Below are 23340 nucleotides of genomic sequence, written 5' to 3'. Positions count from 1 at the left end.
ACAACAGCCGTTCACTGCACTTCTTCTTGGCAGCATGGCCAGTGGTTGGTATCTGGTTCACCAGCTTGGGTGTAAGCACAATGGCTTTCAACCTGAACGGTTTCAACTTCAACCAATCAGTAATTGACTCAAGTGGTCGCGTCATCAACACATGGGCTGACGTAATCAACCGCGCTAACCTAGGTATGGAAGTAATGCACGAGCGCAACGCTCACAACTTCCCTCTAGATTTGGCTGCTGCTGACTTCGCTCCTGTAGCTTTAACAGCACCTGCTATCAACGGTTAATATTGGTTTGACAAGCTTAACTTAAATAAATAACACTCATGCGCTCCTGATATATCGGGGGCGCATGAGTGTTTTAGCAGATAAACATTAGTCCCTTCTGGCACAACTGCTACATTCGGTTTTTTAAGCATTTCCTGTACTGCTTGATCTGAACGTTTCGTTAGGCGATCGCCTGTCACTTTAAAGAATTTTTCCAAAGCTGCTGCTAGGACATTGGGGTTAAGGTTGTCAGAATGAACGTTCCACTGTTTATCCTTTTTAGTGCCTGCGAATAGTTCTTGCCCGTTATAGCTTTTAAGGGTGAAAGAAAGTTGATCGTTTTGACCCTCAACAAATAAAGTGCTAAGTAAGTCAGAGAAATCCCCTCTTGAGGAGACTGCTGTGTTATTTGCGCTGTCACCGCAGCAAAATTTACCAAGGATTCAGCGCAGGCTTCACGTTACTGTTGCACTTTCCGTTGCACCACAATTTGTTCGAGGATGTCTTCTGGCTCCTCGGTTTTCCGATTTCCGTTTGAGCCAAATTTCTCCTGTGTGCTCCTTCATCAAAATCTAAGTTGTATACTCAGCGTTAATTTTCACATAGTCGTAACTCAAATCACAACCCCAAGCTTTACCCGAACCGTGTCCATTACCAACGCTAACTGCAATTATCACGGGATTATCTAGGCTTTGAGCTTTGATTGTACTTCTATCTCCTGACAAATCATTACTCATATTTGTTGCCATCATATCTTGTGCTTTAGAAGCATTCGCTGCTGCTTGTTTTAAATAAGCACTCGCTGCATTGCGATCAAATGGTATTGGTTGACCATTCTCCATCATCAAGAAATCCCCTAATTTAATTTGCAGGTTTTCTTGCTCAAATGGAATACCTGCACGTCCGGCAGCAGCAGCGATGCGTCCCCAGTTTGGATCGCGTCCAAATATGGCAGACTTAACTAAAGATGAGCCGACGATGGTTTTAGCGATTTGATTCGCTGCTTGTTCGTTACTTGCCCCACTAACTTGCACTTCAATCAGACAAGTTGCACCTTCACCATCACGAGCGATCGCTTTCGCTAAATGCTGACATACTGCTGTTAACATCGCTTCTAATTTTTCCGCTTCTGCACCCATTTCGGTAATTGCTGGGGTGCGAGATTGACCATTGGCAAGCGCTATCAAGCTATCATTGGTGCTAGTATCGCCATCGACGGTGATGGAATTAAAGCTTCTATCCGCTGCACGACTTAACATTTCTTGCCACAAAGTAGGTGCAACTGCGGCATCACAAGTAACGAACGCTAACATGGTTGCCATATTTGGATGAATCATCCCCGAACCTTTGGCAATGCCTCCAATTCGCACCGGGCGATCGCCTATACTTGTTTCTAAAGCGATTGATTTTGTTACTAAGTCGGTAGTGATAATCGCCCCTGCTGCTGCATCTGAGCCTGTTTCTGACAATGCTGCCACCAGCTTACCAATCCCACTCCGCAAAGGTTCCATTTTAATTCTTTGACCGATTACCCCTGTAGAAGCAAGCAAAATCGATTCTGAAGGCATATTTAACTCTTGCCCTAATAGCATCGCACATTCTAAGGCATCTAACCAACCTTCGTTACCCGTTGCCGCATTTGCTTGTCCGGCGTTGCACAATATAGCACGAGCGCTATGCTTTGAGAGCAAGCGTTGGCGACAATAATCTACACATGCGGCTTTTACTTGACTTATGGTGAATACACCAGCTGCGATCGCTTCTACGTCTGATACTATCAAAGCTAAATCCGGCAATCCCGAAGGTTTCAAACCTGCGGTAATTCCTGCTGCCCGATAACCTCTAGGTGCTGTCACACCACCAGTAATTTCCTGCCAGTCATTCATTATTCCTATCCCTTCAACTATTACTATGCGCTTGAGGGGCGATTATATCAAGTCTTCGTCACCCAAGGAGTGGTAATTTGTTAGTTATTAATAACTTGCCTATTTGAAACGCTGACAAGTTGAGGACAAATATGAAAAAGGAGAGCTACTTGGGTGGCTCTCCAGATCATCAGGGTGTATCTAATTAACATATATTACCATATGCAGGGTGAGGTGCAATACCCCCCTACTAAGTTTTTTGTCAAAATCTGATGATGCAATTTCTGCCAAAACCACAAATACGAAAAAGGAGAGCTACTTGGGTGGCTCTCCAAATCATCAGGGTGCATCTACTTAACATATACTACCATATTTAGACTGAGGTGCAATACCCCCCACTAAGTTTTTTGTCAAAATCTGATGATGCAATTTCTGCCAAAACCACAAATACGAAAAAGGAGAGCTACTTGGGTGGCTCTCCAAATCATCAGGGTGCATCTACTTAACATATATTACCATATTTAGACTGAGGTGCAATACCCCCCACTAAGTTTTTTGTCAAAATCTGATGATGCAATTTCTGCCAAAACCACAAATATGAAAAAGGAGAGCTACTTGGGTGGCTCTCCAAATCATCAGGGTGCATCTACTTAACATATACTACCATATTTAGACTGAGGTGCAATACCCCCCACTAAGTTTTTTGTCAAAATCTGATGATGCAATTTCTGCCAAAACCACAAATATGAAAAAGGGAGAGCTACTTGGGTGACTCTCCAAATCATCAGTGTGGAAAACATCACATTAGAGAATTTTTGAACTGAGGTGTTACACCCATCTTTTCTGCGCCTTTGATCGAGTTATTGTGAAGAATTATCTGGGAAAATACACTTAAGAGGGGGAGTGCTTTTGAGTGGGAAAGAGGGGGATGGGGGGAAAGAATTATTCTTATTGTCTCCTAGGGGACTTCACTAGTTATTCAACTTTTGATCTACTAATTCGTTAGTCAGTTTTGGATCGGCACGTCCAGCAGTTTGTTTGAGAACTTGTCCGACAAAAAAGCCTTTGAGGTTGGTTTTACCGCTTTTGTATTTTTCTAGTTCCTTGGGATTGGCGGCGATAATTTGGTCGATAATGGGATCGAGTACGCTAGCGTCAGAGATTTTCTCTTCCCCTTTAAATACTTCATCGGGAGAATTACCAGCTAGCAACTCTGGTAATTTCTCTTTCGCTTTGTTGCTGCCGATGGTACCCTTTTCAATGAGGGTGATAAGTTTTGCTAGATTGGTAGGAGTCAGGGCAATTTCGCTGATGCTGAGTTTTTGCTTGTTGAGGTATGCGGCGATATCGCCCATAATCCAGTTAGCAGCTTGTTTGGGATTTGCACCAAGTGCGATCGCTTCTTCAAAATATGCAGCAACAGTAGTTTCCTCTGTCAACACCCGTGCATCGTAAGGAGAAAGTCCCAAATCAGATTCATAACGATGACGTTTTGCGGCTGGTAATTCTGGTAGTGTACTAAGCCAAGATGCTAATTGTTGGTTTGTTACCTCAATTGGTGCTAAATCTGGTTCTGGGAAATAGCGATAATCGCTGCTTCCTTCTTTAATACGCATACTAATAGTGCGTTGAGAAGTTTCTTCCCAAAGACGAGTTTCTTGGATAATGCGATCGCCTGCTTCTACTGCGGCTGTTTGGCGTTCAATTTCGTATTCTATCGCTCTTTGGATGGCGTTGAAAGAGTTCATGTTCTTAATTTCCACCTTCGTGCCAAACTCTTTTTGTCCAATGGGACGCACAGAGATGTTGACATCACAGCGGAGAGAACCTTCTTGCATGTTACCATCGCTTACACCGATATAACGGACAATGCGACGTAATTCTTGAGCATATTCAGCAGCTTCTTGTCCGGAACGCAAATCTGGTTCGGAGACAATTTCGATCAAAGGTATACCGGCTCGATTGTAGTCTACCAGAGAATAAGTAGAACCATTCAGGCGATCGCTTCCTGCGTGGACTAATTTTCCGGCATCTTCTTCCATGTGCAGACGAGTGACGCCGATTTTTTTCCGCATCGGATTACCATCAGCATCGACTAACTCAATTTCTAACCACCCATGTTCAGCGATCGGCAAGTCGTATTGAGAAATTTGGTAATTTTTCGGTAAATCCGGATAAAAATACTGTTTGCGGTCAAACTTGCTATATTTAGCGATTTGGCAATTTAGGGCTAAACCCGCTTTCACAGCGAATTCTAATACTTTTTCGTTGAGTACGGGTAATACCCCAGGTAGACCCATACAAACCGGGTCAATATTAGTATTGGGGTCAGCACCAAAAGCCGTAGAACTATTAGAGAAAATCTTGGTGTTAGTACTCAGCTGACAATGGGTTTCTAGACCAATAATCGCTTCGTACTCAGTTTTTACAAGAGCAATTGAAGTCATATAATCACTTGTTTGGGCATAATCCTTCTTTAGGCTACTATTGTAGACTGCTATTTACTTGGTCTGAAGACGGTTATTGCGGGGGAGGCTTAGTTTTGATAATACAATTTTGTTATGAGTGGCGATGATTCTTCTTAAAGAGTTGACAAAATAACTAGCGATCGCACTGAAATTTCCGTAATTGTGTCTGAGTTTTCCGAAGACAGGAAATTAAAGTTTATCAGATGAAGAGAAGTCCTAGCTAAGAGTAGACTTTATAGAAGAAAGCAACATTAAGTCATTGCTATGACAACCAAACAAGCTATTTTTGAAGCGATTGAACAACTACCAGAGCAGCAGCTTGCAGACGTGTTGCGGTATGTTCAGCAGCTTGCACGTACCCAGAAATCACCAGATCCCAACCCCCCCCCCAATTCCAGTAGCGATCCCCTGGCAAACTTCATTGGTGCAGTATATCACGGCTCCTTGGCTGCCAACTTAGACGATGAACTTTATGGCGACTAAGCTTTTTATTGATACTTGGGGTTGGCTTACGCTCCATGACAAAAGTGAACGCTATCACCAAGAAACCACACAAGTTTACCAACGTACCATTGCTCAAAATGGACAAATTTATACAACTGACTACATTCTTGACGAAACATTCACTTTCTTTTTTCGACGACTCCCTGCACCGATAGCCGATCAATCTATGAAAGCGCTGCTGTCAGCTTTTTTAGCCGAGAACTTTTATTTAATCCGCATTACTGAAGAACGCTTTGCCCAAACCCAAGTACTCCGTTGTGACATCTCCTACACTGACCCGATGACGGGTACAGTGTAGGCTTCCAAGACAATCCGGCTATCGCGCGCGGAGGCTCTTGGCTTTAAGTGCGGAATGCCCTACCGCCCTATTTTTTATGTTTATCGCAGCGTTATGGTCACGGTCTAGACTGCATCCACAGTTGGAACAGTCATGCCATCTCACATGTAGCTCCTTAGGAACTTTCACACCACAATTAGAGCAATCTTGACTTGTGCCAGACGCTTTGACTGGGATTACCAACAAACCAGCATTTTCGCGAAAGTGTCCACGGGGAGTATCCCTGTGGCGCATTTCGCGGCTTTGTTCATCAATATCGACAGAAAGCTTGACCATCCAGCGTCCGTTACAGACTTAGCTAATCGTGTTCGTGCAAGTCCTTTTATGTTCAAATCTTCAACTGCTATAACATCATATTTTTTCAATAGATTGTTTGCAGTTTTGAAATGAAAATCTTTGCGTTTGTCAGCAACTTTTTTATGTTGCTTGCCTAGCTGTTTTACCGCTTTACTCCTACGCTTGCTACCTTTCTTTCCGCGTGAAACACGTTTTTGAATTACTCGTAAACGCTTTTGAGCTTTGCGGTAATGTTGAGGAATAGCAACAGTTTCATTCTCAGATGTTGTTAAAAACTCCTTTAATCCGACATCGATACCAGTTATAGACTCTGGGTTAAAGTTAGGCTTAGTAGTTGGGACTGTCGCATCTTCTAGGTTGAGAGTTAAATAATAACCATCCGCTTTTTTGGTAACAGATGCTGTTTTGATTTTGAAACCATTAGGTATTGAACGGTGCAAGATAACTTTAACCTTGCCAAACATTGGAAGATTAATTAAATCGTCTTGCAAGCATCCATCTTTTATCTGTGGATAGGTGAAAGTTCTATAGCGGTCACGCGGTTTAAATCTTGGTTTACCACTACGTTTACCGTTACTGTCCCCGCTCAAAAAACGGTCGAAAGTCACCTTAACCCGTTTAACCACATCCTGCAAAACTTGTGAGTAAATTTCACTGTAATGGGGATGTGTTTTCTTAAGACTAGGTAGAGTTTTCTTTTGACTATAGTAATCAGGATTATCTCGTAATTCTGGAAGATGACAAACAAGCGGACAAGCGTTGATAGGACAACGATTATGCTCATACCAGTTGAACCTATCAGCCAGCAAATAATTATATTGAGCGCAAAGCATAGACAACCATCTGTCTATTTCTATGGATTGCTGTTTTGTTGGGCGTAGTTTGTACTGGTATGTTGTTCTTATTTTTCACCTCCTTAATTATATGCTAGCATCAATGTGCTAACATTGGGGGTACAAATGAAAAATAAAGCATTAAAAATCAGAATATCTGAGCGTAGATTAAGCAAGCTTCAGATATATGCGGCGAAAGCCGACAAAACTATGACTCAAGTGATGGAAGAATTAATAGACTCCTTGCCAGACGCAAATATTGGCAATTCGTCACCGACCAACATTTCTGATTGAACTGCGTTCAATGTCGCTCGTTGGTCACTTCCTCATTGCCCAGAATTCATCCCACACTGACGAGTCAGGTCAGATGTGGGGCTTCTTCTGTTTCAAGCTAAATTTCTCGATAAGCCACTGATTTCTTTTACTGACTTGACCTCAATGGTTGTTATGCAAGAATGTAAGATTACAACAATCCTCACCAAAGATGCTCACTTCACTCATGTGGGCATGGGCTTTGAGCTAGTTCCCTAATTCGTGTTGAACTGGTCAAATGTGCGTGCGTGGTGTGCTTAAAAATAGGTTGACCTTGATTGCTGACGCGATTATATGTTTAAAGCCAACCTTGACTAGTTAAATATAAGGCATTGCTGAATTCAGGTATGAATTCCCATGTAGAGACGCGATCGGTCGCGTCTCTACATGGGTTTTGATATCGCGCACAATCATTTTCATACATTTAATCAGCAACGCCAAATATAATTACTAAGTGAGTGTCCTTGGCTGATTTAAATAATAATGCCATAATAAGCGCGTGGCTACCGCTCTCCAAGGTCGCCAAATTTCAGCTATAAGTTCAATTTCGGCTGGTTTTGGACGATGTTCTAATCGTTTGACCTTCTGTATTGCTAATATTAAACCCAAATCAGATGAAGGTAAACTATCTGGTCGCCTGAGTGCCATCATTAAATATATATCAACTGTCCAATCGCCGATACCTTTGATTTTTTTGAGCACAGTGCGTATTTCTCCATCCTCCATCGTGGTGACGCTAGACAAATCAAGCTCTCCTGCAATGAGAGATTGTGCTAGTGTCCGTGTGTAAAGAGTTTTTTGCCGACTAAACCCAATTTGTTTGATTTCCACATCATGAAGTTGCAGAAATAACTCTGGATTAATTGGAGATATAGCTGCTTGCAAACGAGTATAAACTGCTTTTGCGGATGCGAGAGAAACTTGTTGTTCTAAAATAATTTGAATAAGTGTGGAAAAGCCTGGTTCACGTACCCAAAGCGGTGGTGTACCAAAGCGAGTGAAAATTTCCGCCAAGTCTGGATCTCGTGATACCACAAAGTTCAACCCGTCAGCAAAATTATCTTCGGTTAAAGTTTCTCTTGATAAGATTGACATCATTTCTTCAGAAGGAAGCCAAGAATTGATAAATGTAAATTTTTATCTCAATTTGCGCTCAAAAGCTAATTCGCTCAGATTTGTAAGAGGGTGGTTCGACGTGAATTAAAATCCTGACTGGGCTAAAGCGTTCTTCTAAACGCTTTTCTACTTCCTCGGTGATTTGGTGTGCGGTTTCAACCTCTGGGGAATCTACGATTAAATGCATTTCGATGAAAACTTGGCGACCAAGAACACCGCGAGAAGCGATATCGTGACAATTAACGACACCAGGGACACAAAGGGCGATATCATAAATTGCTTCTGGAGCGATCGCCATTTCATCCACCAGCCAAGGTAAATTCTCTTTTAAAACTGACCAGCCACTCCAAAATACCAACAAAGCGACGGGAAAGGCTAAAACCAAATCCAGCCATTGATAACCCAACCAAACGCCAATCAAACCACCTACTACACTAATTGTTACCCAAACATCGCTCATGGTATGTTTGGCATCGGCAATCAAAATTGGGCTGCCTACCCGTTTACCCACATGGCGTTCATAAAAGGCTACGAAAATATTCACGCCCAGTACAAGCAGTAATAACCACAACTGTGATTGTGATATTTTTACCACGTTTCTACCTTGAATAATTCCTTCAATTGCCCCTTGGAGAATTTCAAAGCAGGCTATTCCGAGAAAAGCGGAAATTCCCAAAGCACCCAAAGCTTCAAATTTTAGATGTCCGTAGGGATGCTCGCGATCGGGTTTTGGGGAAGAAAACCTAATCGCAATCAATCCTAATATGTTGTTGGCGCTATCTGTAACACTATGTAAAGCATCAGCTTGCAAACTGAGAGAACCTGTCAAGGTTCCGACTACGGCTTTCAATATCATTACAAACAAGTTTAGTAGCAGGGTGATAATTAACACCCTTCGCACCGTGGCACGATTATCGTATGTCATAGATTTTTTTAACAATTATGTTCTATGACCTCTAATGTAAAACTTAAAACACGAATTTAATGTATCAAACTCTTACGCAGTAAAGATTGTATATCTCTATAAACTAAACTTATTGCGCCTGATTGTTGACATAAATTTTAACTAAAATTAGCTACAAGCCCGATCAACGTTACTATTTACTTTTTCTAGGCAAGTGTTTCTTTTTGTCATTAACACCAAGAATATTTCCGAAAAAATCATTCTTTAGTGGTATTGTTGACATTTAGGAAGTTCATACTAGAAGCGTCAAAACTAACTTGGTATGCAGGATTTTCTCTAAATTAACGGAACGAAGAGCAAAACCATTAAGAAAAAAGCAGATCGTGGAAATGAAGCGATCGCACTTGAAAATATTGTAGGGATAAACCCCGTCTTTAAAGAGGGGATATTCGTTGTTTTTAGCAAGATGTTCTCATAAATAGCCCATGTCCCCAAACAATCTAACATTGAACCTAATTGAAGGCTCTATCTCTTTTAGTTTTTCACCCCAAGCAGCACGGGAATTAAAAGCAGCGATAGATCAATTGATGGAAAGCCTCAAAGCTGTTTCTACTAAAAGCGCTTCTAATGTAGGTAAAGTTACTCCCCAGCGTCCGATGGAATATCGTTACACGGGAGAGGTATTTTTAGAAATTTTTTGTAATCCCAATATCTGGGCTACACCCTTCGCTGCTAAAGTCCTGCTTACCATCCGTGATGCGAGTATCCGTCTAACGACAGAAGCGGAACTCACCCGCGTCATCGAAGATGTGAATCAGTATTTGGAGCAAGTGGGTTAATAGGAGCGTGGGAGCGTCCATAGGAGTTGGGAGGAGGCAATTAGGTGGGGGGGGTCTCCCCGCTTCCCCAAGGTGGCGTTTAGAAGTTATTATTTAGCAGAACAAGGCTCCAAGGGTCTAAAGAAATAAGATATGAAAAATTACCGGAACAGTTCCATACTAGAAACCGTCCCGGTAATTTAATTAACAAATTCTATTCTAGGTGTTGTACTGGATGTGCTGCAATTGCCCTTCCTTCGCATTCTTGCAAGGTTATCCCCCCTGTTTGAGACCAGGAGGAGGCTTTTTCAAAGAGAAAATACCTTGTCAACATCCGAATTGTCGCGCAGCCTGTACTAACCTTTGAGCGTTTCTCCAAGACACAAGCCCGTGTGTGTTTCAACAGACGCTTAAGAAGTTTCCATGAATGAAACCTCTTGGGGCACAAGATGCGATCGCACTACTTGACGCTTTTGTATAAATTAGACGAAGGGAGTTTCTGTAATAATGAAATTGAGCGGCATGGATCACAGAAAGACCGATTATCAGCAGAGAATATCCTTGACTATTAAGCCTTAAATCTTCTGTTGTCACATCCGCACATCCATTTAGACACTTTCATTTCCAAAACTGAGGATTACAAGAAAAACAGATTAATCGTTTTCCCATTTTTCACGACCAATCAAATCGCCGATGCGATCGCGCAGTAAAAAATCACATTTTTCTAATTCGCATTCCACGCAAACCCACTCTCTGGCAGGGATGTATTGGCAGAGTGTGTATATTGGCTGTTGTCGGCTCACCATTCCCTTTTGCACCAGTCGGCGTGCTTCGTCTTGGATGACATCCAGAGAGTAGTAATTAACAGAAGGCACCGTATTGATACTCATGGTTTTAACTCACAAAGTTAGACTTAATTAGTATTCCCAAGTTTTCTTAGGAACGAACACCACAAGCATTAATCTTGTGGCTGGACTTTTGTATTTTGGTATACGGAACTATTTTTATTTTGACGCTACATATCCTCAAATTATCTCAAGAAATGTTAAGAAAGTCAAGTATTCATAACATTTAGTTTGAATGCGTCTGAAAAAATAGTACCTCGGTAATTATAGTAACCTGTTGATCAAAAGTGCAAATTCTCTTAAAAAGATTTAAAAGCTTTGCAGAAGAATGCTTTCATCTCTGATTTGGTAGAAGTTATTAGTTCCTTGGCAAGTTATTTAAATATCAAATGATGTACTTAAACTAGTGCCTGAGACTGGGAAAACCGTTTTCTGGTAAAACAGACCAGAAATATTTAGCAGTAATGAGGGTATAAACTGTTGCAAAGTAGAACGGTTAAAGTACAGCACAAAAGCTTTTGGATAACTATTTGTTAATAATTTATTAAATAAATATACATATGTTAATCTCAGTTCAGTCAGATAGAAACAAGCATGGCTCTTGGTAAAAAACCGTAACAATGTTGGGTGATTTGCTTTTAGGTTAACACTGGTTTGGCTGTGGCGATCGCTATTTTGAGTTATGTATAGCATCTGGTGTAGCTTCCCTAGCTGCTTGGGTGTAATGATTGAAAAATCTCATACCAAAAGCTGATTTCTGACAATTAGATTGTGTAAATATGAATTTTTTTCACATTGATAAGTTTTCTCGATAAAAGAGGTCTGGAATGATTAATTATTTGATTTTGTGACGAAACCTTAACTCATATATCTAGTTGTAAGTGGTTTGCTCCCGGATAATGCTTTCACCAACTCTCAAAGACAAGCGATATAAAGTAGCTAGGGATACATAAATTATATATGTGTGACTACTATATCCCTGAAGCAGGCATAGTCATATTTAAGCAAATGTAAAGCGATCACATCTGTAAAGTGTTTGGCTGATTTCCTGGAAGTAATTGTTGTTCAAATCACATTGTTATTTCAGTTACGTAAATAAAAGAGTGAAGTTTCCCGCCATAACATTTACTATAAAGATTTCAATCTGACTTTTAGATAGCGATCGCTATAAGTGCTGATGCTAGATCATATCACCAACTTTCATTCTGCCTGCCATTGACTTGGGATCATAATTAAGGAAAAATATTGCACCGTAGTTGGATCAACTTCATTCAAAGGTACAATCCGCTGATTCGGCATTGTGGCTTTTTCAATAAATCTTGCCCTCTGGGCTAATCCCAATTCTTTCAGCACGTTATAAACTTTTGTAAAGTGTTTACCCAACTTGATAATGACAGCAGCATCCGCAAGGGCTAATTTTGGCAATAGTTCCTCAGCCGGAAGTATCGCAGATAACACCATAAAGGCATCGTTGCGATAAGTTAACGGTACCCCTAAAGCTGATGCACTCGCCATTACAGACGATACACCGGGAACCACTTCCGTCGGAAATCGCTCTGCTAACCGCGTATAAAGATACATAAATGTGCCGTAAAAAAACGGATCGCCTTCACATAGTACAACTACATCTTGTCCAGCGCTGAGATAGTGGGCGAGTTTTTGGGCAGCACTATCATAATGAGGTTGAGCAGACTCGTCAATTTTGAAGGGAAAGAGCATGGGAATCTCAATTTGACCTTCAGGCAGATATTCGGCGACAATTGAGCGAGCGAGGCTTTTACCAAAGGATACCGGATAAGCGAGTACGGGAACAGTCCGCAAAAGCCGCAACGCTTTTAAGGTCATCAGTTCCGGATCGCCAGGACCGACACCTATACCATACAGACAACCAGACTTTACCATAATTATTGCTCCTCTTTGGCGATCGCATTCACGGCGGCTGCTGCCATTGCACTTCCCCCGCGCCGACCATGTATTGTAATAAAAGGCACGCCCCGGCTATCTGCTGCCAAAGCCGCTTTGGATTCGGCTGCACCGACAAAACCAACGGGAAAACCTAGAATTACGGCTGGTTTTGGTGCTCCCGCATCAAGCATTTCTAGTAAGCGAAAAAGTGCAGTCGGGGCATTACCTATAGCAATTACTGCATTCTCCATGTGTGGTATCCACATTTCCATAGCTGCTGCTGAACGTGTATTTCCGACTTTTTTTGCGAAAGCTGGTACTTCTGGGTGGTGAAGCGTACAAATGACAGGATTTTCTCTTGGTAATCGCTTGCGGGTGATGCCTTCTGCTACCATTTGCGAATCGCATAAAATCGGCTTTCCTGCCATCAATGCGGCTCGTCCTGCGGCTACAGCGTTGACTGAAGCAGCTAAATCTGTGATAATATCAGTCATACCGCAAGTATGAATCAAACGCACTGCCACAGATCCTAAATCCGCAGATAAGCTGTTTAGATTCGTCTCTGAGCGAATAATCGCGAAGGAACGCCGATAAATTTCATCACCATCACGTATATAGTCTATCATCGGCTATTGCCCTTCCTCATGAAATAATTGCCGCAATTTGGCGATTGTGTATCTATTGGTAAATTTCCCAAAAGATCCAAATCCCTCGGTGCGCTTAATCTGGTATACTTCCAACATCTGTAAAATTTGCTGAGGCACTTTGGCAATAGAGACGTTGGTATATAACTCACGTCCAAATGGGTGCTCTTTATCCCCCACGTAGATGTGATAGCCTTCGACAAATGTTTCATCCTTCTCTATCAAAGTACCTAATAAAGTAATGTCACTTTTGCCATGATCAGCGCAAGATTTCGGGCATCCGCTAAAGTGAATTTTTACAGGTACATCTAAGCTGATATGCTTTTTCAAATAATCTGCTAAATCTAAAGCTTGTTTTTTGGTATCGGTAGCAGAAGATGTACAGCCTGTTTTACCTGTGCAAGCTACGAGAGAACCTTGAATCTGATTTGCTCGATAATCTAAACCCAAGCGTTCAATTTCATCTTTGACGTGGGGAATGCTTGAGTTAGGAATATCGGAAATTAATAAGTTTTGCCAAGGTGTTAATCTTAGGGAACCAGAGCCGTAATTCTCCGCTAATTTTGTTAAAGAGTGTAGTTGTTTACTTGAAAGGTGTCCCAACGGTAAGATAATTCCAATATAGGAAAGTCCTGCCTGTCGCTGGGGATGAACTCCCAGATGATGATATTTCTTGGGATTTATACTTTTATCTAAAGTTGATTTTAATCGCTTTAATAAAGAAAAAGGAAGATAACGTTCAGCTTGCTGTAAATACCATTCGACACCTTTATCTTGCAAGAGGTGTTTCAAACGGAGTTTGCGAGTTAAAGTTTGATCTACATTATCCAGATAAACTTGGGCGATCGCTACGACCACGCTTAAACATTCTTCTGGTTTGAGTAAGATATTTGTCGCATCGCCTAGTATAAGCTGGAAGTAAATATTGTTTTTTAGGGCGATCGCCCAAAATCCAATTTCGCTCTTCTGCTCACATATCGATACTGCCCCACCCCCATCAAAGCCTACACTAAACTTGGGCGATAATCCTTTTAATTCTGGATGTCCGCAGATATATGCATCTAATTCTCTCACCAAAGGACGCGTATCAATCAACTCTAACAAATCAATTCCCGCTGTCGGACTCGCCATAATGTTGCGGAGATGATCGACTTCTGTTAAAGTTGCTGCAAGTCCAACTTTTTGCAACGTTGTGAGAACTTCTGGGGTAATACCTTGAATTTTCCGGATTTGTAAATTTGCTCGGTTGGTTACATGAACATATCCTTCACCAAACCTTTCGGCAAATTCTGCGATCGCACGTCCTTGCTGACTATTAATAATTCCCCCAGGAATCCGAATCCGAGAAAGAATTCCATCTCGTGCGGGGGTGGCGTAGAATAAACCTGGACATACCGATTGAAAATCTGTGATTGGTTCGTTTTTTGGACATGACATAGCAGTGAGTCCCTGTGCGACGCAGGGAATAGATAATATAAGTGCCTGTTAAACACCGCTATGAGTTAGCATTCTGACTCAGGTAAACCTTTTACAGCTGCGGCACAGTCCCGGAATTTAACCGGAGTTTCCTAACTTTAAGCTTATCTAGCATACCACGTTCCTCAGCTACTGCATGGCGGATGTCTAATCTTTTTTAAGACAAGTACAGCATTTTTTTAAACGCACTCGTAGCGCAGAGTTACCCAGAGCTTTTTCGATTTTAATTGGTGATGAATTTGTGTGATGCGATCGCTCGATTTAGTGCGTTGTCATTTCTAGAAATCTTAAAACAAGCGTCAATTATAGACATGAGTTTTGATTGACGCTAATCAACCGATTAATTGTCTAGGCAGAGCGCACCTTCATGCGTACATACTTTTCGCGTGCATTATCGACAGCTCACCTATAATTAAAGAACTAAACGCCACGCCTGCGCTCCAGCTATGCTGTCAGATCATCTCAAAATTGCCCTGCCAAGCACCGACGAACTACCATGTTCAGACGATACACCAGTGGATAACGAGGATCAGAATTTTTTGCCCAACGTTTTACTATTTTTGCTCTCGTTGATATGGGCAAATCGCATGGATTGGTACTTTGGTGTCGATATGGCTGTTTATCACACTACAGGAGTTAGTCCGAAAGTACCTGTAGTTCCTGATGGCTTTTTAAGTTTGGGTGTTGAACGCAAAAAAAAGGGAAAATCGCGTAAAAGCTATGCAGTTTGGGAAGAATCGGGAATAGTACCCATACTCGCATTGGAGATGGTATCTTATACCCCAGGAGACGAATACGACGAAAAGATGGCGATTTATGCAAAGCTCGGCGTTTTGTACTATGTTATTTACAATAGAGAATATTGGCGCCGCGACCAACATCAACCCTTTGAAGTATATAAGCTTGTAGATAAAAACTATCAGTTGCAAATTGGCGAACCTTATTGGATGCCAGAAGTTAAGCTAGGGATAGGAAGATATCAAGGTGTTGTAAGTGGTATTGAGCAAGAGCTATTATCTTGGTACGATGAGCAAGGTAATCGCTATTTGAACGCAGAAGAAATTGCTCAACAAGAACGACAACGTGCAGAACAAGAACGACAACGTGCAGAAAAATTGGAACAGTATTTGCGATCGCTCGGTCTTGATCCTGATAATTTACCCAGTGCTGGTCAATAGACATCTCCAGAGTCAGCAGCTTGGTGGAGCAAGCAGAGGTTTTAGTTGGAGGCACCATTTAAATATGCTCCCAGAAGGCGATCGCAAAGAATTAATTTGCGCTTAAACCCTAAATGATACTATAGAAGAAATTATCCGGCGTCGCGGGCAAGCGAGATAATCCAATGACTGCTAGAGAACAATTAATTCAAGAAATTGCCCAAGCACCAGACTTTTTGGTTGAAGAGGTTTTGGACTTTTTGTTATTTTCTAAGCTCATACGAGAGCAAAACATTAGTGTCTCTGAACCTACTAGTCTACCTGAGCAAAAGAGTAAACCTATTTGGGAAATATTTGAGGAATTCACGAGCATACTTCCAGAGGAAGTAATTTCTCAGCTACCCGTAGACGGTTCAGCACAAGTTGATCATTATCTTTACGGAACACCAAAGCAAGAATAATGAGAACAATTTTTGCCGATACCTTTTATTGGACTGCTTTATTCAATCCAAGGGATGAATGGCACATAAGGGTTCTCAGTTTCAGCAAAAATCTTTTCTCAGTTCGTTTAGTTACAAGTATTGGAGCAGAAAGCCCACCAACACTCATACTAAAAACCCAAGAAGTTTTTAGTATGAGTGTGTCCTTCAGGGGTGGGGACGCGAATAATGCGGGAGGCATAGCCACACCGCATTTTCGCTCATGAATGTGAAGCACATGCGCGGTGCAGTCCCGGTTTTATCGTGTTTTTTGATTGGCAATATACTTTTTAATTGTCTCACTTGAAGCATCACCTGCTGTTCCGCAGAAATAACTTCTAGTCCACATTGAAGGTAGTCTCAACAAATGCGGGAATTCTTGCCTTAGCACTCTAGATGTATAACCTTTTAATCTAAACATAATTTGGTCTGGAGCTAAGGTAGGAGGACAGCTAACAAAAAGATGCACATGGTCTTCCATAATTTCAAGAGCTAGAATCTCACACTCTAGCAATGAAGTTTTTTCATAAAGCAACTCCTCAAGCTTTATAGCAACATTCCCAACTAATACTTTTTTGCGCCTTTTTGGTATCCAGACAAAATGGTAATTAATCAAAGTAACTGATGTCGTCTTGTGCCTATAGTTTCCTGGCATATATAAAGTCTTTGTAAAGTTTTGGTCAATAGTTTGTACTTATCAACCATATTGTACTATATTATTTCTGTCATCACAAGGTCGAGCGATGCTAGTTTTAGAAGCCAAGTTGAAAGGTAAGCAAAGTCAGTACAATTCAATAGATGAAGCTATCAGAACTGCTTTATTTATCCGCAATAAGGCTCTAAGGCATTGGCTAGACAATAAAGATGTCGGTAAGAATGACCTACAAAAACTTTGTGCCGTTTTAGCTGCATATTTTGACTTTGCCGATAAGCTTAACTCTATGGCGCGTCAAGCGTCTGCTGATAGAGCGTGGATTGCTATCAAACGTTTCTACGATAATTGTAAAGCTAAGAAACCAGGAAAAAAAGGATTCCCACGATTTAAAAAACGTGGTCATTCTGTAGAGTACAAAACTAGTGGTTGGAAGCTTTCTAATGATAGAAAATACATGTTGTTTAGTGATGGATTTAATATTGGTAGGCTGAAGTTGGTTGGCACTCGTGACCTAAGTTTCTACGCTATTAAACAAATTAAGCGAATTAGAATAGTTAAACGTGCTGATGGCTACTATTGTCAATTTTGTGTTGACGTAGAACACAAAGAGCAACATCAACATAACGGAAAGCAAATAGGAATTGATGTAGGGCTTGAATTTTTCTATACTGATTCTGATGGTAAGACAGTAGAGAATCCAAGACTACTACGCAAGTACGAGAAGTCTTTGAAACGTAAACAACGCAAAGCTTCTAAATGTAAAAAAGGTTCTTCTAATCGCCGGAAAGCTGTTAGGAAATTAGCTAAAAGACACCTCAAGGTAAGTAGACAGAGGAAAGATTTTGCTGTTAAGACAGCAAGAACTCTAGTCCAGTCAAACGACATGGTAGTTTATGAGGACTTGCAGGTACGTAACATGGTTAAAAACCATCATTTAGCTAAATCTATCAGTGATGCTTCGTGGTCGCTATTCACTGAGTGGGTAGACTACTATGCCAAAATTTTTGATACTTGGGCAATAGCAGTTGCGCCTCACTACACTTCCCTTGATTGTTCTGTTTGTGGGACACGAGTTAAAAAATCTTTGTCCACTCGTACCCACAAATGCCATTCTTGCGGAACAGTGATGCATCGTGACCACAACGCAGCTAAACAAATACTGGCGAAAGGGATTAAAAATACGGTAGGGCATACCGAAATTAACGCTTCTGGACAGAACAACCTCTATCTAGGTGGGGAAACTCCTCTAGACAAGTTGACTGGTTGAAAGAAGAATCCCACACCTTAAAGGTGTGGGAGTGTCAATGAAGTGCTAACTCATGACAGACACTTTAAGCAGGAAGGCTTCACCATACTATTTGAATGAACAGGCGATAAAATGCAAAAATGGCTGTCTGTAGTCGGGATTGGTGAAGATGGAGTTTTGGGGTTAAACCAGGTTGCACGCAGCTTGGTGGAGCAAGCAGAGGTTTTAGTGGGAGGCGATCGCCATTTAAATATGCTCCCCAAAAGCGACCTTCGCGAAAAACTAATTTGGGGTTCACCCCTAAATGATACTATAGAAGAAATTATCTCTCATCGTGGACAATCGCTTTGTGTTCTCGCTAGTGGCGATCCGATGTGTTTTGGAATTGGGGTAACGCTACTACGACGAATTCCAATTGCAGAGATGACGATTATTCCTAGTCCTTCATCCTTCAGTCTTGCTTGCGCTCGTCTGGGATGGTCGCTAACAGAGGTAGAGACTTTAAGTTTAACAGGACGCGACCCTTCTTTATTACATCCGGTAATTTATCCAGGAGCGCATCTCCTCATCCTGAGTGAAGGCAGAAAAACCCCTGCTATTGTCGCTCAAATGTTGGTACAACGCGGCTTTGGGAATAGCCAAATTACAGTTTTAGAACGTATGGGGGGAACTCACGAACGCATCGTTAAGGGTATCGCTGCATCTTGGAATATCAGCGAACTTGCCGATTTAAATACAATTGCGGTTGAATGTATTGCAGATTCATCAGTTGTACTGCTTAAGCGCACTCCCGGATTACCAGATACAGCTTATCATCACGACGGACAACTTACCAAACATGAAGTTAGGGCAGTTACTTTAGCTGCACTTGCACCGATACCGGGACAATTATTGTGGGATGTGGGTGCAGGTTGTGGTTCGATTAGCATTGAATGGATGCGGAGTGATTATCGTTGTCGAGCGATCGCGATCGAACAAAATCCCTCACGATTGCGCTACATTACTGATAATGCCGCCGCTCTGGGTACACCAAATTTGTGTATAATTTCAGGTGAGGCTCCTGCTGCACTTCAAGATTTAGAACCACCCGATGCGATATTTATTGGGGGTGGAGCTACAGCAGACGGAATATTTGATATTTGTTGGCATTCCCTTAAATCTGGTGGACGCTTCGTTGCCAATGCTGTAACTGTCGAGAGCGAACAAAAGCTGCTGCAATGGCACAATCAAGTAGGTGGGACATTAACTCGCATCGCAATTCAACGAGCGGAACCCGTCGGTAAATTTTTGGGTTGGAAAGCGATGGCGCCTGTTACACAGTGGGTAGTGGTGAAGTAAGGGACTTCCAAAAAATAAAATCAGCAATAAGATAATCATTTAATACTGTCAGTTGAAACCCTTTTATCTCTCGTTCACAATAGAGATAAATGTTGTGAGAGCTACCTTTAATGGCAGAACTACTTTCAAGAATTACAGTTAATCCTCGACAGTGCGGCGGTCGCCCCTGCATCCGAGGGATGAGAATTCGAGTGTCAGATATACTCGATTTATTTGCAGCAGGTCTAAGTGCAGGAGAAATTTTAGAAGAAATGCCTGATCTTGAGGCGGATGATCTGAAGGCATCACTTTTATATGCCTCACGAAAACTTAATCACCCGATTTTAGTGGCATGACAATCTGGGTAGATGCACACCTATCCCCGGCAATTGCAACCTGGATTACCAGCACATTTGGCGTTGAAGCAGTAGCCTTACGCGATCTTGGGCTAAGAGACGCTGAAGATCCGGAAATTTTCTCTTCAGCAAAAGCCCAGAAATGCGTTGTGATGACTAAGGACAGCGACTTTGTGGATCTGGTTGAGCGGCTTGGTTCGCCGCCACAAATTATTTGGTTGACTTGTGGCAATACCTCTAATGCTCGGTTGTGCCAGATTCTGAGCGAGACGTTACCTAGAGCCTTAGAACTTTTAGCGGCTGGTGAGACATTAGTAGAAATCAGCGGAGACTAGTGGTCTGTCCCATAAGTTTTAATGGGTCGCGGGTATTCAGATCCCCGACTTCGTAAAAGTTGTCGGGGATCTATAAGATCGTGTCCGCTTAATTAACATCAATAAAAACATTGCAACCCTCGTAGAGACGTTCCGATGGAACGTCTCTACAATATAGGCAATTAACCGGACATGATATAACTCCTCAAAATTAACGGGACAGACTACTAGTCTGTCAATTTGATTTTGAGGGATTGTTTGTACTATCCGAAACCTTGTAGAGACGCGAAATTTCGCGTCTCTACAAGGGTTTTGGACAATGCATAATTAATTTTCACTCCTATGTCTATTACTATAGACACAAGCAAACATCCCTGCAATATGAATTACCACGACATCATCACAATTGAACCGGGCAAACGTAGTGGTAAACCCTGCATTCGCGGAATGCGAATCACTGTCTACGATATCTTAGAATATCTTGCAAGTTGCATGAGCGAAGAAGAGATTTTGGTAGACTTTTCTGAACTGACCTCAGAAGATATCAAAGCTTGTCTGGCTTTTGCCGCAGATCGTGAGAAAAAGTTATTCGTGGCATCTCTGTGAAACTGCTTTTAGACAAAAACCTCTCTGATATTATGTCCAAAAATTAACAGTAACAAAAACATCGCAACCGTCGTAGAGACGTTCCGGTGGAACGTCTTTACAGTATGTGTGATTTGCGTTCCCATGATATAACAACTAGAATCCTTAGTGAGGAAGAAGAACTTCAGAGCGATCGCACAATAACTACAATTGTTATTGAAGAAGAAGAATGGAAGAGCGATCGCACAACAACTACAATTGTTAGTGAAGAAGAAGAATGGACGAGCGATCGCCCAACAACTACAATTGTTAGTGAGGAAGGAGAATGGAGGAGCGATCGCACAATAACTACAATTGTTATTGAAGAAGAAGAATGGAAGAGCGATCGCACAACAACTACAATTGTTAGTGAAGAAGAAGAATGGACGAGCGATCGCCCAACAACTACAATTGTTAGCCAGAAAGAAGAATGGAAGAGCGATCGCCAGGAGAATCCGCAAAGATTGCTCCTTTTTGAATTAGATCACGTTTTATGGCTTCAGAAATTCCTTGATTATTTCCGAATCGAGCATTTTTTACATTCACATCACTTAGGTTGACATCACTCAGGTTGGCACCACTCAAGTTGGCACCAATCAGGTTGGCACCCATGAGGTTGGCACCTCTCAGGTTGGCATCTCTCAGTTTGGCACCACCCAGGTAGGCATGACTCAGGTCGGTACTAATCAGGTTGGCACCACTCAGCTTGGCACCACTCAGGTTGGCACCAATCAGGTCAGCACCAATCAGATTGGCACCACTCAGGTTGGCACCAATCAGGTCAGCACCAATCAGATTGACACCACTCAGGTTGGCACCAATCAGGTCGGCACCAATCAGGTCGGCACCACTCAGTTTGGCACCACTCAGGTTGGCAATAATCAGGTTGGCACCAATCAGGTCGGCACCACTCAGGTCGGCACCACTCAGGTCGGCACCACTCAGGTTGACACCAATCAGGTCGGCATCACTTAGGTCAGCATTTCTCAGGTTTCGACCCTCAACTGCGTGATTGACAATCTCCTGCACTAAATGCCATTTATCATTCAGTTCATCGTTTTCTTCATCATCTAAACTCTCGTTCAAAATTTGAATATCTTCAACAGGAAAACCGCTTAATTCTGTTAGTCCTCCTGATTGAATACGAGATACAAGCCATTCGATATCCTCTTGAGAACCCTCTACAATTAATCGAATACTGCCTGCTTGAATATCTGTAATTTTTATAGTGTCTCCTGGATATGTTAGTAAAGCTAATTCCAGGGATACTTTCAAATCACTATTAACTGAATTTATATCGCCTTCTAATACAATAACCGCTTTTATTTTTTTACTTTGTTTATCTACTACAGTTACTTGACGGTGAACTGCTTGCACTTGTACCACCTCATCAGTATCAGGGCTACTGTAATTATTTCTTTCTAAACCTTGTGATTGTCCTTCTTCTATTATCCGCGCAACTTCTGCCCAATTCAATGTCAGTGCCTTACATATCCTTTTAAAAGAATCAAGCTGAATTGGCTGGCATTGAAAAAATTTTGTAACTGTACTGCGAGATAAAAGTTGAGATTGTGCGAAATTACTTTTTGACTCAAACCCTAGCCTTTTCAAGGCTTTTTCTGCCCTCTCTATACCTTGTGTAGAGGCTGTGTAAGTTACTTTCTTCCTTTTCCTGGCAAGGCTAGAGTCTGTCATAGTTTAGCTAACTTTTTATCTGCGAGTATTTACGCAATAACAACTAAAGCATAAGACAATCATAGAACATAGTAGAGTGCGTTAGCTGCGAGAGTACGGCACCGTCCAACAATTCAAGGTGCCTTAGCCTGGGTCGTCAGGCTTTGTTCGTATAGCCCCAGGCTTCCAGCCTGAGAGGATTAAACGCAACATCACAAAAAATTGGGCGTTGCTGAATATTAATATGAAATTCCTAATTATTGCTAGAGACGTTCCGCCGGAACGTCTCTACAAAGGCGGGTTTTAATGTTAGAATCATCCGTAAAAATTTCTTTCTTCATATTTCAAATCAGCAACATCACAAAAAATTGTATTATGCGATCGCAACTAAGTACAGAAGAGCGTAAAATCGTGGCGAATTGAGGGTTGAAATTTAAACGCAGAGGGGCGCAGAGGTAAGCGCAGAGGCACGCAGAGAATTCGCTACGAACTTGTGAAATCCTGTACTAAGGCATACGACAATCATAGAAAACACACAAGTGATTTACAACACAATCATTGCCTAGTCAGTATTTCCAGGATTTGGCTCGACATTATAAGTATGAAACTTAAATCCGAGAGCAAAATCCATGAATAACAAGCTAACCCCTAACCACTCCACAATCGAATTAAGCATTGCCCAAGAACGCTTGCGTCAAGGACGTTACAGTTTTAACCTTGCCTTGATTGCCACCACAGTATCTTTCTTTGTTAGCCTCGTGGGTGCTGGACTAATTTTGTCAAATAAAGTTCCAGAAGGAACAGTTGCTGCTGCTGGAGGTTTGGCTTCAAGTGTATGTTGCATATCTCTCGCTAAAGACGCAAACGATAGACTTGACAAGGTTTTAGCAGAAATAAACGAAAGCGAGAAGTAGAGGGGGAGGGGGAG

26 protein-coding genes, 1 pseudogene and 1 riboswitch are annotated in these 23340 nt (G+C 41.8%); of the genes and pseudogenes, 14 read left to right on the top strand and 13 right to left on the bottom strand.

The annotated features are described in order from the left end of the window. Positions 1-287: pseudogene (locus tag OGM63_RS13295) on the top strand (photosystem II q(b) protein); the annotation flags it as partial. 551 nt (positions 288-838) lie between these two features. Here the strand turns inward: OGM63_RS13295 and argJ are convergent. Then, positions 839-2152: a bifunctional ornithine acetyltransferase/N-acetylglutamate synthase gene (gene argJ / locus OGM63_RS13290; RefSeq protein ID WP_263746055.1), complete on the bottom strand. Its 1314-nt coding sequence runs from the start codon at positions 2150-2152 to the stop codon at positions 839-841. A gap of 950 nt (positions 2153-3102) precedes the next feature. Beyond that, a complete protein-coding gene (gatB, locus tag OGM63_RS13285; protein ID WP_263746054.1) occupies positions 3103-4578 on the bottom strand; it encodes an Asp-tRNA(Asn)/Glu-tRNA(Gln) amidotransferase subunit GatB in 1476 nt (491 codons plus the stop codon). A 285-nt stretch (positions 4579-4863) separates the two neighbouring features. Here gatB and OGM63_RS13280 point away from each other — a divergent pair, with 285 nt between their 5' ends. Then, positions 4864-5082, top strand: a complete 219-nt coding sequence (locus OGM63_RS13280; RefSeq protein WP_263746053.1) for a hypothetical protein — start codon at positions 4864-4866, stop codon at positions 5080-5082. After that, positions 5072-5401, top strand: coding sequence for a hypothetical protein (locus OGM63_RS13275; RefSeq protein ID WP_263746052.1), 330 nt, complete (start codon positions 5072-5074; stop codon positions 5399-5401). Before OGM63_RS13280 ends, OGM63_RS13275 begins: the two co-directional genes overlap by 11 nt. An 18-nt stretch (positions 5402-5419) precedes the next feature. On the opposite strand, the gene OGM63_RS13270 is transcribed toward OGM63_RS13275, so the two are convergent. Both OGM63_RS13270 and OGM63_RS13265 read right to left on the bottom strand, forming a co-directional pair. Next, the gene (locus tag OGM63_RS13270) at positions 5420-5674 is read right to left on the bottom strand and encodes a zinc ribbon domain-containing protein (RefSeq protein WP_263746051.1); all 255 of its coding nucleotides are present in this window, start codon (positions 5672-5674) and stop codon (positions 5420-5422) included. Next, positions 5617-6576, bottom strand: a complete 960-nt coding sequence (locus OGM63_RS13265) for an RNA-guided endonuclease InsQ/TnpB family protein (RefSeq protein WP_511041089.1) — start codon at positions 6574-6576, stop codon at positions 5617-5619. The genes OGM63_RS13270 and OGM63_RS13265 overlap by 58 nt, the downstream gene beginning before the upstream one ends. Before the next feature lie 120 nt (positions 6577-6696). Here OGM63_RS13265 and OGM63_RS13260 point away from each other — a divergent pair, with 120 nt between their 5' ends. Further along, on the top strand, positions 6697-6864 hold the full coding sequence (locus OGM63_RS13260; protein ID WP_263746050.1) for a hypothetical protein: 168 nt from the start codon (positions 6697-6699) through the stop codon (positions 6862-6864). Between the two features lie 75 nt (positions 6865-6939). Beyond that, positions 6940-7101: a hypothetical protein gene (locus OGM63_RS13255; protein ID WP_263746049.1), complete on the top strand. Its 162-nt coding sequence runs from the start codon at positions 6940-6942 to the stop codon at positions 7099-7101. Between the two features lie 231 nt (positions 7102-7332). Here OGM63_RS13255 and OGM63_RS13250 read toward each other — a convergent pair whose 3' ends face one another. Continuing rightward, positions 7333-7980, bottom strand: coding sequence for a DNA-3-methyladenine glycosylase family protein (locus OGM63_RS13250; protein WP_263746048.1), 648 nt, complete (start codon positions 7978-7980; stop codon positions 7333-7335). Positions 7981-8035: 55 nt separating this feature from the next. Continuing rightward, positions 8036-8923, bottom strand: coding sequence for a CDF family zinc efflux transporter Cdf31 (cdf31, locus tag OGM63_RS13245; protein WP_263746047.1), 888 nt, complete (start codon positions 8921-8923; stop codon positions 8036-8038). Between the two features lie 464 nt (positions 8924-9387). Between cdf31 and OGM63_RS13240 the strand changes: the two genes are divergently transcribed. Further along, entirely contained in the window at positions 9388-9741 is a 354-nt protein-coding gene (locus OGM63_RS13240; RefSeq protein WP_263746046.1) for a hypothetical protein, read from the top strand. Between the two features lie 632 nt (positions 9742-10373). Here OGM63_RS13240 and OGM63_RS13235 read toward each other — a convergent pair. From OGM63_RS13235 to cobG, 5 genes are all read right to left on the bottom strand, one after another. Beyond that, positions 10374-10610: a DUF4327 family protein gene (locus OGM63_RS13235; RefSeq protein ID WP_263746045.1), complete on the bottom strand. Its 237-nt coding sequence runs from the start codon at positions 10608-10610 to the stop codon at positions 10374-10376. Positions 10611-10943: 333 nt separating this feature from the next. Beyond that, positions 10944-11258 carry a hypothetical protein gene (locus OGM63_RS13230; RefSeq protein WP_263746044.1) on the bottom strand — a complete coding sequence of 105 codons (315 nt, stop codon included), beginning with the start codon at positions 11256-11258 and terminating at the stop codon, positions 10944-10946. 507 nt (positions 11259-11765) lie between these two features. Further along, entirely contained in the window at positions 11766-12467 is a 702-nt protein-coding gene (locus OGM63_RS13225; RefSeq protein WP_263746043.1) for a precorrin-2 C(20)-methyltransferase, read from the bottom strand. 2 nt (positions 12468-12469) lie between these two features. After that, complete coding sequence (locus OGM63_RS13220; protein WP_263746042.1) at positions 12470-13096, bottom strand: precorrin-8X methylmutase; 627 nt, start codon at positions 13094-13096, stop codon at positions 12470-12472. 3 nt (positions 13097-13099) lie between these two features. Beyond that, on the bottom strand, positions 13100-14551 hold the full coding sequence (gene cobG / locus OGM63_RS13215) for a precorrin-3B synthase (RefSeq protein WP_263746041.1): 1452 nt from the start codon (positions 14549-14551) through the stop codon (positions 13100-13102). Between the two features lie 58 nt (positions 14552-14609). Further along, positions 14610-14700: riboswitch (adenosylcobalamin-variant (AdoCbl-variant) riboswitch) on the bottom strand. A 336-nt stretch (positions 14701-15036) separates the two neighbouring features. On the opposite strand from cobG, the gene OGM63_RS13210 reads away from it, so the two are divergent. Together OGM63_RS13210 and OGM63_RS13205 are read left to right on the top strand one after the other, a co-directional pair. Continuing rightward, on the top strand, positions 15037-15768 hold the full coding sequence (locus tag OGM63_RS13210) for a Uma2 family endonuclease (RefSeq protein WP_263746040.1): 732 nt from the start codon (positions 15037-15039) through the stop codon (positions 15766-15768). Positions 15769-15932: 164 nt separating this feature from the next. Continuing rightward, positions 15933-16208: a hypothetical protein gene (locus tag OGM63_RS13205; protein ID WP_263746039.1), complete on the top strand. Its 276-nt coding sequence runs from the start codon at positions 15933-15935 to the stop codon at positions 16206-16208. A 277-nt stretch (positions 16209-16485) separates the two neighbouring features. Here OGM63_RS13205 and tnpA read toward each other — a convergent pair whose 3' ends face one another. Then, on the bottom strand, positions 16486-16881 hold the full coding sequence (gene tnpA, locus OGM63_RS13200; protein WP_263746038.1) for an IS200/IS605 family transposase: 396 nt from the start codon (positions 16879-16881) through the stop codon (positions 16486-16488). Positions 16882-16969: 88 nt separating this feature from the next. Between tnpA and OGM63_RS13195 the strand changes: the two genes are divergently transcribed. From OGM63_RS13195 to OGM63_RS13175, 5 genes are all read left to right on the top strand, one after another. Then, positions 16970-18148 carry an RNA-guided endonuclease InsQ/TnpB family protein gene (locus OGM63_RS13195; RefSeq protein WP_263746037.1) on the top strand — a complete coding sequence of 393 codons (1179 nt, stop codon included), beginning with the start codon at positions 16970-16972 and terminating at the stop codon, positions 18146-18148. Between the two features lie 111 nt (positions 18149-18259). After that, positions 18260-19465: a precorrin-6y C5,15-methyltransferase (decarboxylating) subunit CbiE gene (gene cbiE / locus OGM63_RS13190; RefSeq protein WP_263746036.1), complete on the top strand. Its 1206-nt coding sequence runs from the start codon at positions 18260-18262 to the stop codon at positions 19463-19465. Between the two features lie 110 nt (positions 19466-19575). Then, the gene (locus tag OGM63_RS13185) at positions 19576-19800 is read left to right on the top strand and encodes a DUF433 domain-containing protein (RefSeq protein ID WP_263746035.1); all 225 of its coding nucleotides are present in this window, start codon (positions 19576-19578) and stop codon (positions 19798-19800) included. Further along, positions 19797-20135 (top strand): DUF5615 family PIN-like protein, encoded by a 339-nt coding sequence (locus OGM63_RS13180; protein ID WP_263746034.1) that lies wholly within the window; start codon positions 19797-19799, stop codon positions 20133-20135. The genes OGM63_RS13185 and OGM63_RS13180 overlap by 4 nt, the downstream gene beginning before the upstream one ends. Positions 20136-20495: 360 nt before the next feature. Beyond that, the gene (locus tag OGM63_RS13175; protein WP_263746033.1) at positions 20496-20720 is read left to right on the top strand and encodes a DUF433 domain-containing protein; all 225 of its coding nucleotides are present in this window, start codon (positions 20496-20498) and stop codon (positions 20718-20720) included. A gap of 432 nt (positions 20721-21152) precedes the next feature. Here OGM63_RS13175 and OGM63_RS13170 read toward each other — a convergent pair whose 3' ends face one another. After that, on the bottom strand, positions 21153-22433 hold the full coding sequence (locus tag OGM63_RS13170) for a pentapeptide repeat-containing protein (RefSeq protein WP_263746032.1): 1281 nt from the start codon (positions 22431-22433) through the stop codon (positions 21153-21155). Positions 22434-23041: 608 nt separating this feature from the next. On the opposite strand from OGM63_RS13170, the gene OGM63_RS13165 reads away from it, so the two are divergent. After that, positions 23042-23326 carry a TRADD-N-associated membrane domain-containing protein gene (locus tag OGM63_RS13165; RefSeq protein ID WP_263746031.1) on the top strand — a complete coding sequence of 95 codons (285 nt, stop codon included), beginning with the start codon at positions 23042-23044 and terminating at the stop codon, positions 23324-23326. Positions 23327-23340: the final 14 nt, after the last annotated feature.

It is taken from the genome of Plectonema radiosum NIES-515 (assembly GCF_025753815.1).
GTDB classification, from domain to species: Bacteria; Cyanobacteriota; Cyanobacteriia; order Cyanobacteriales; family Nostocaceae; genus Hassallia; species Hassallia radiosum_A.
This window is presented reverse-complemented; position numbering and strand designations above follow the sequence as displayed.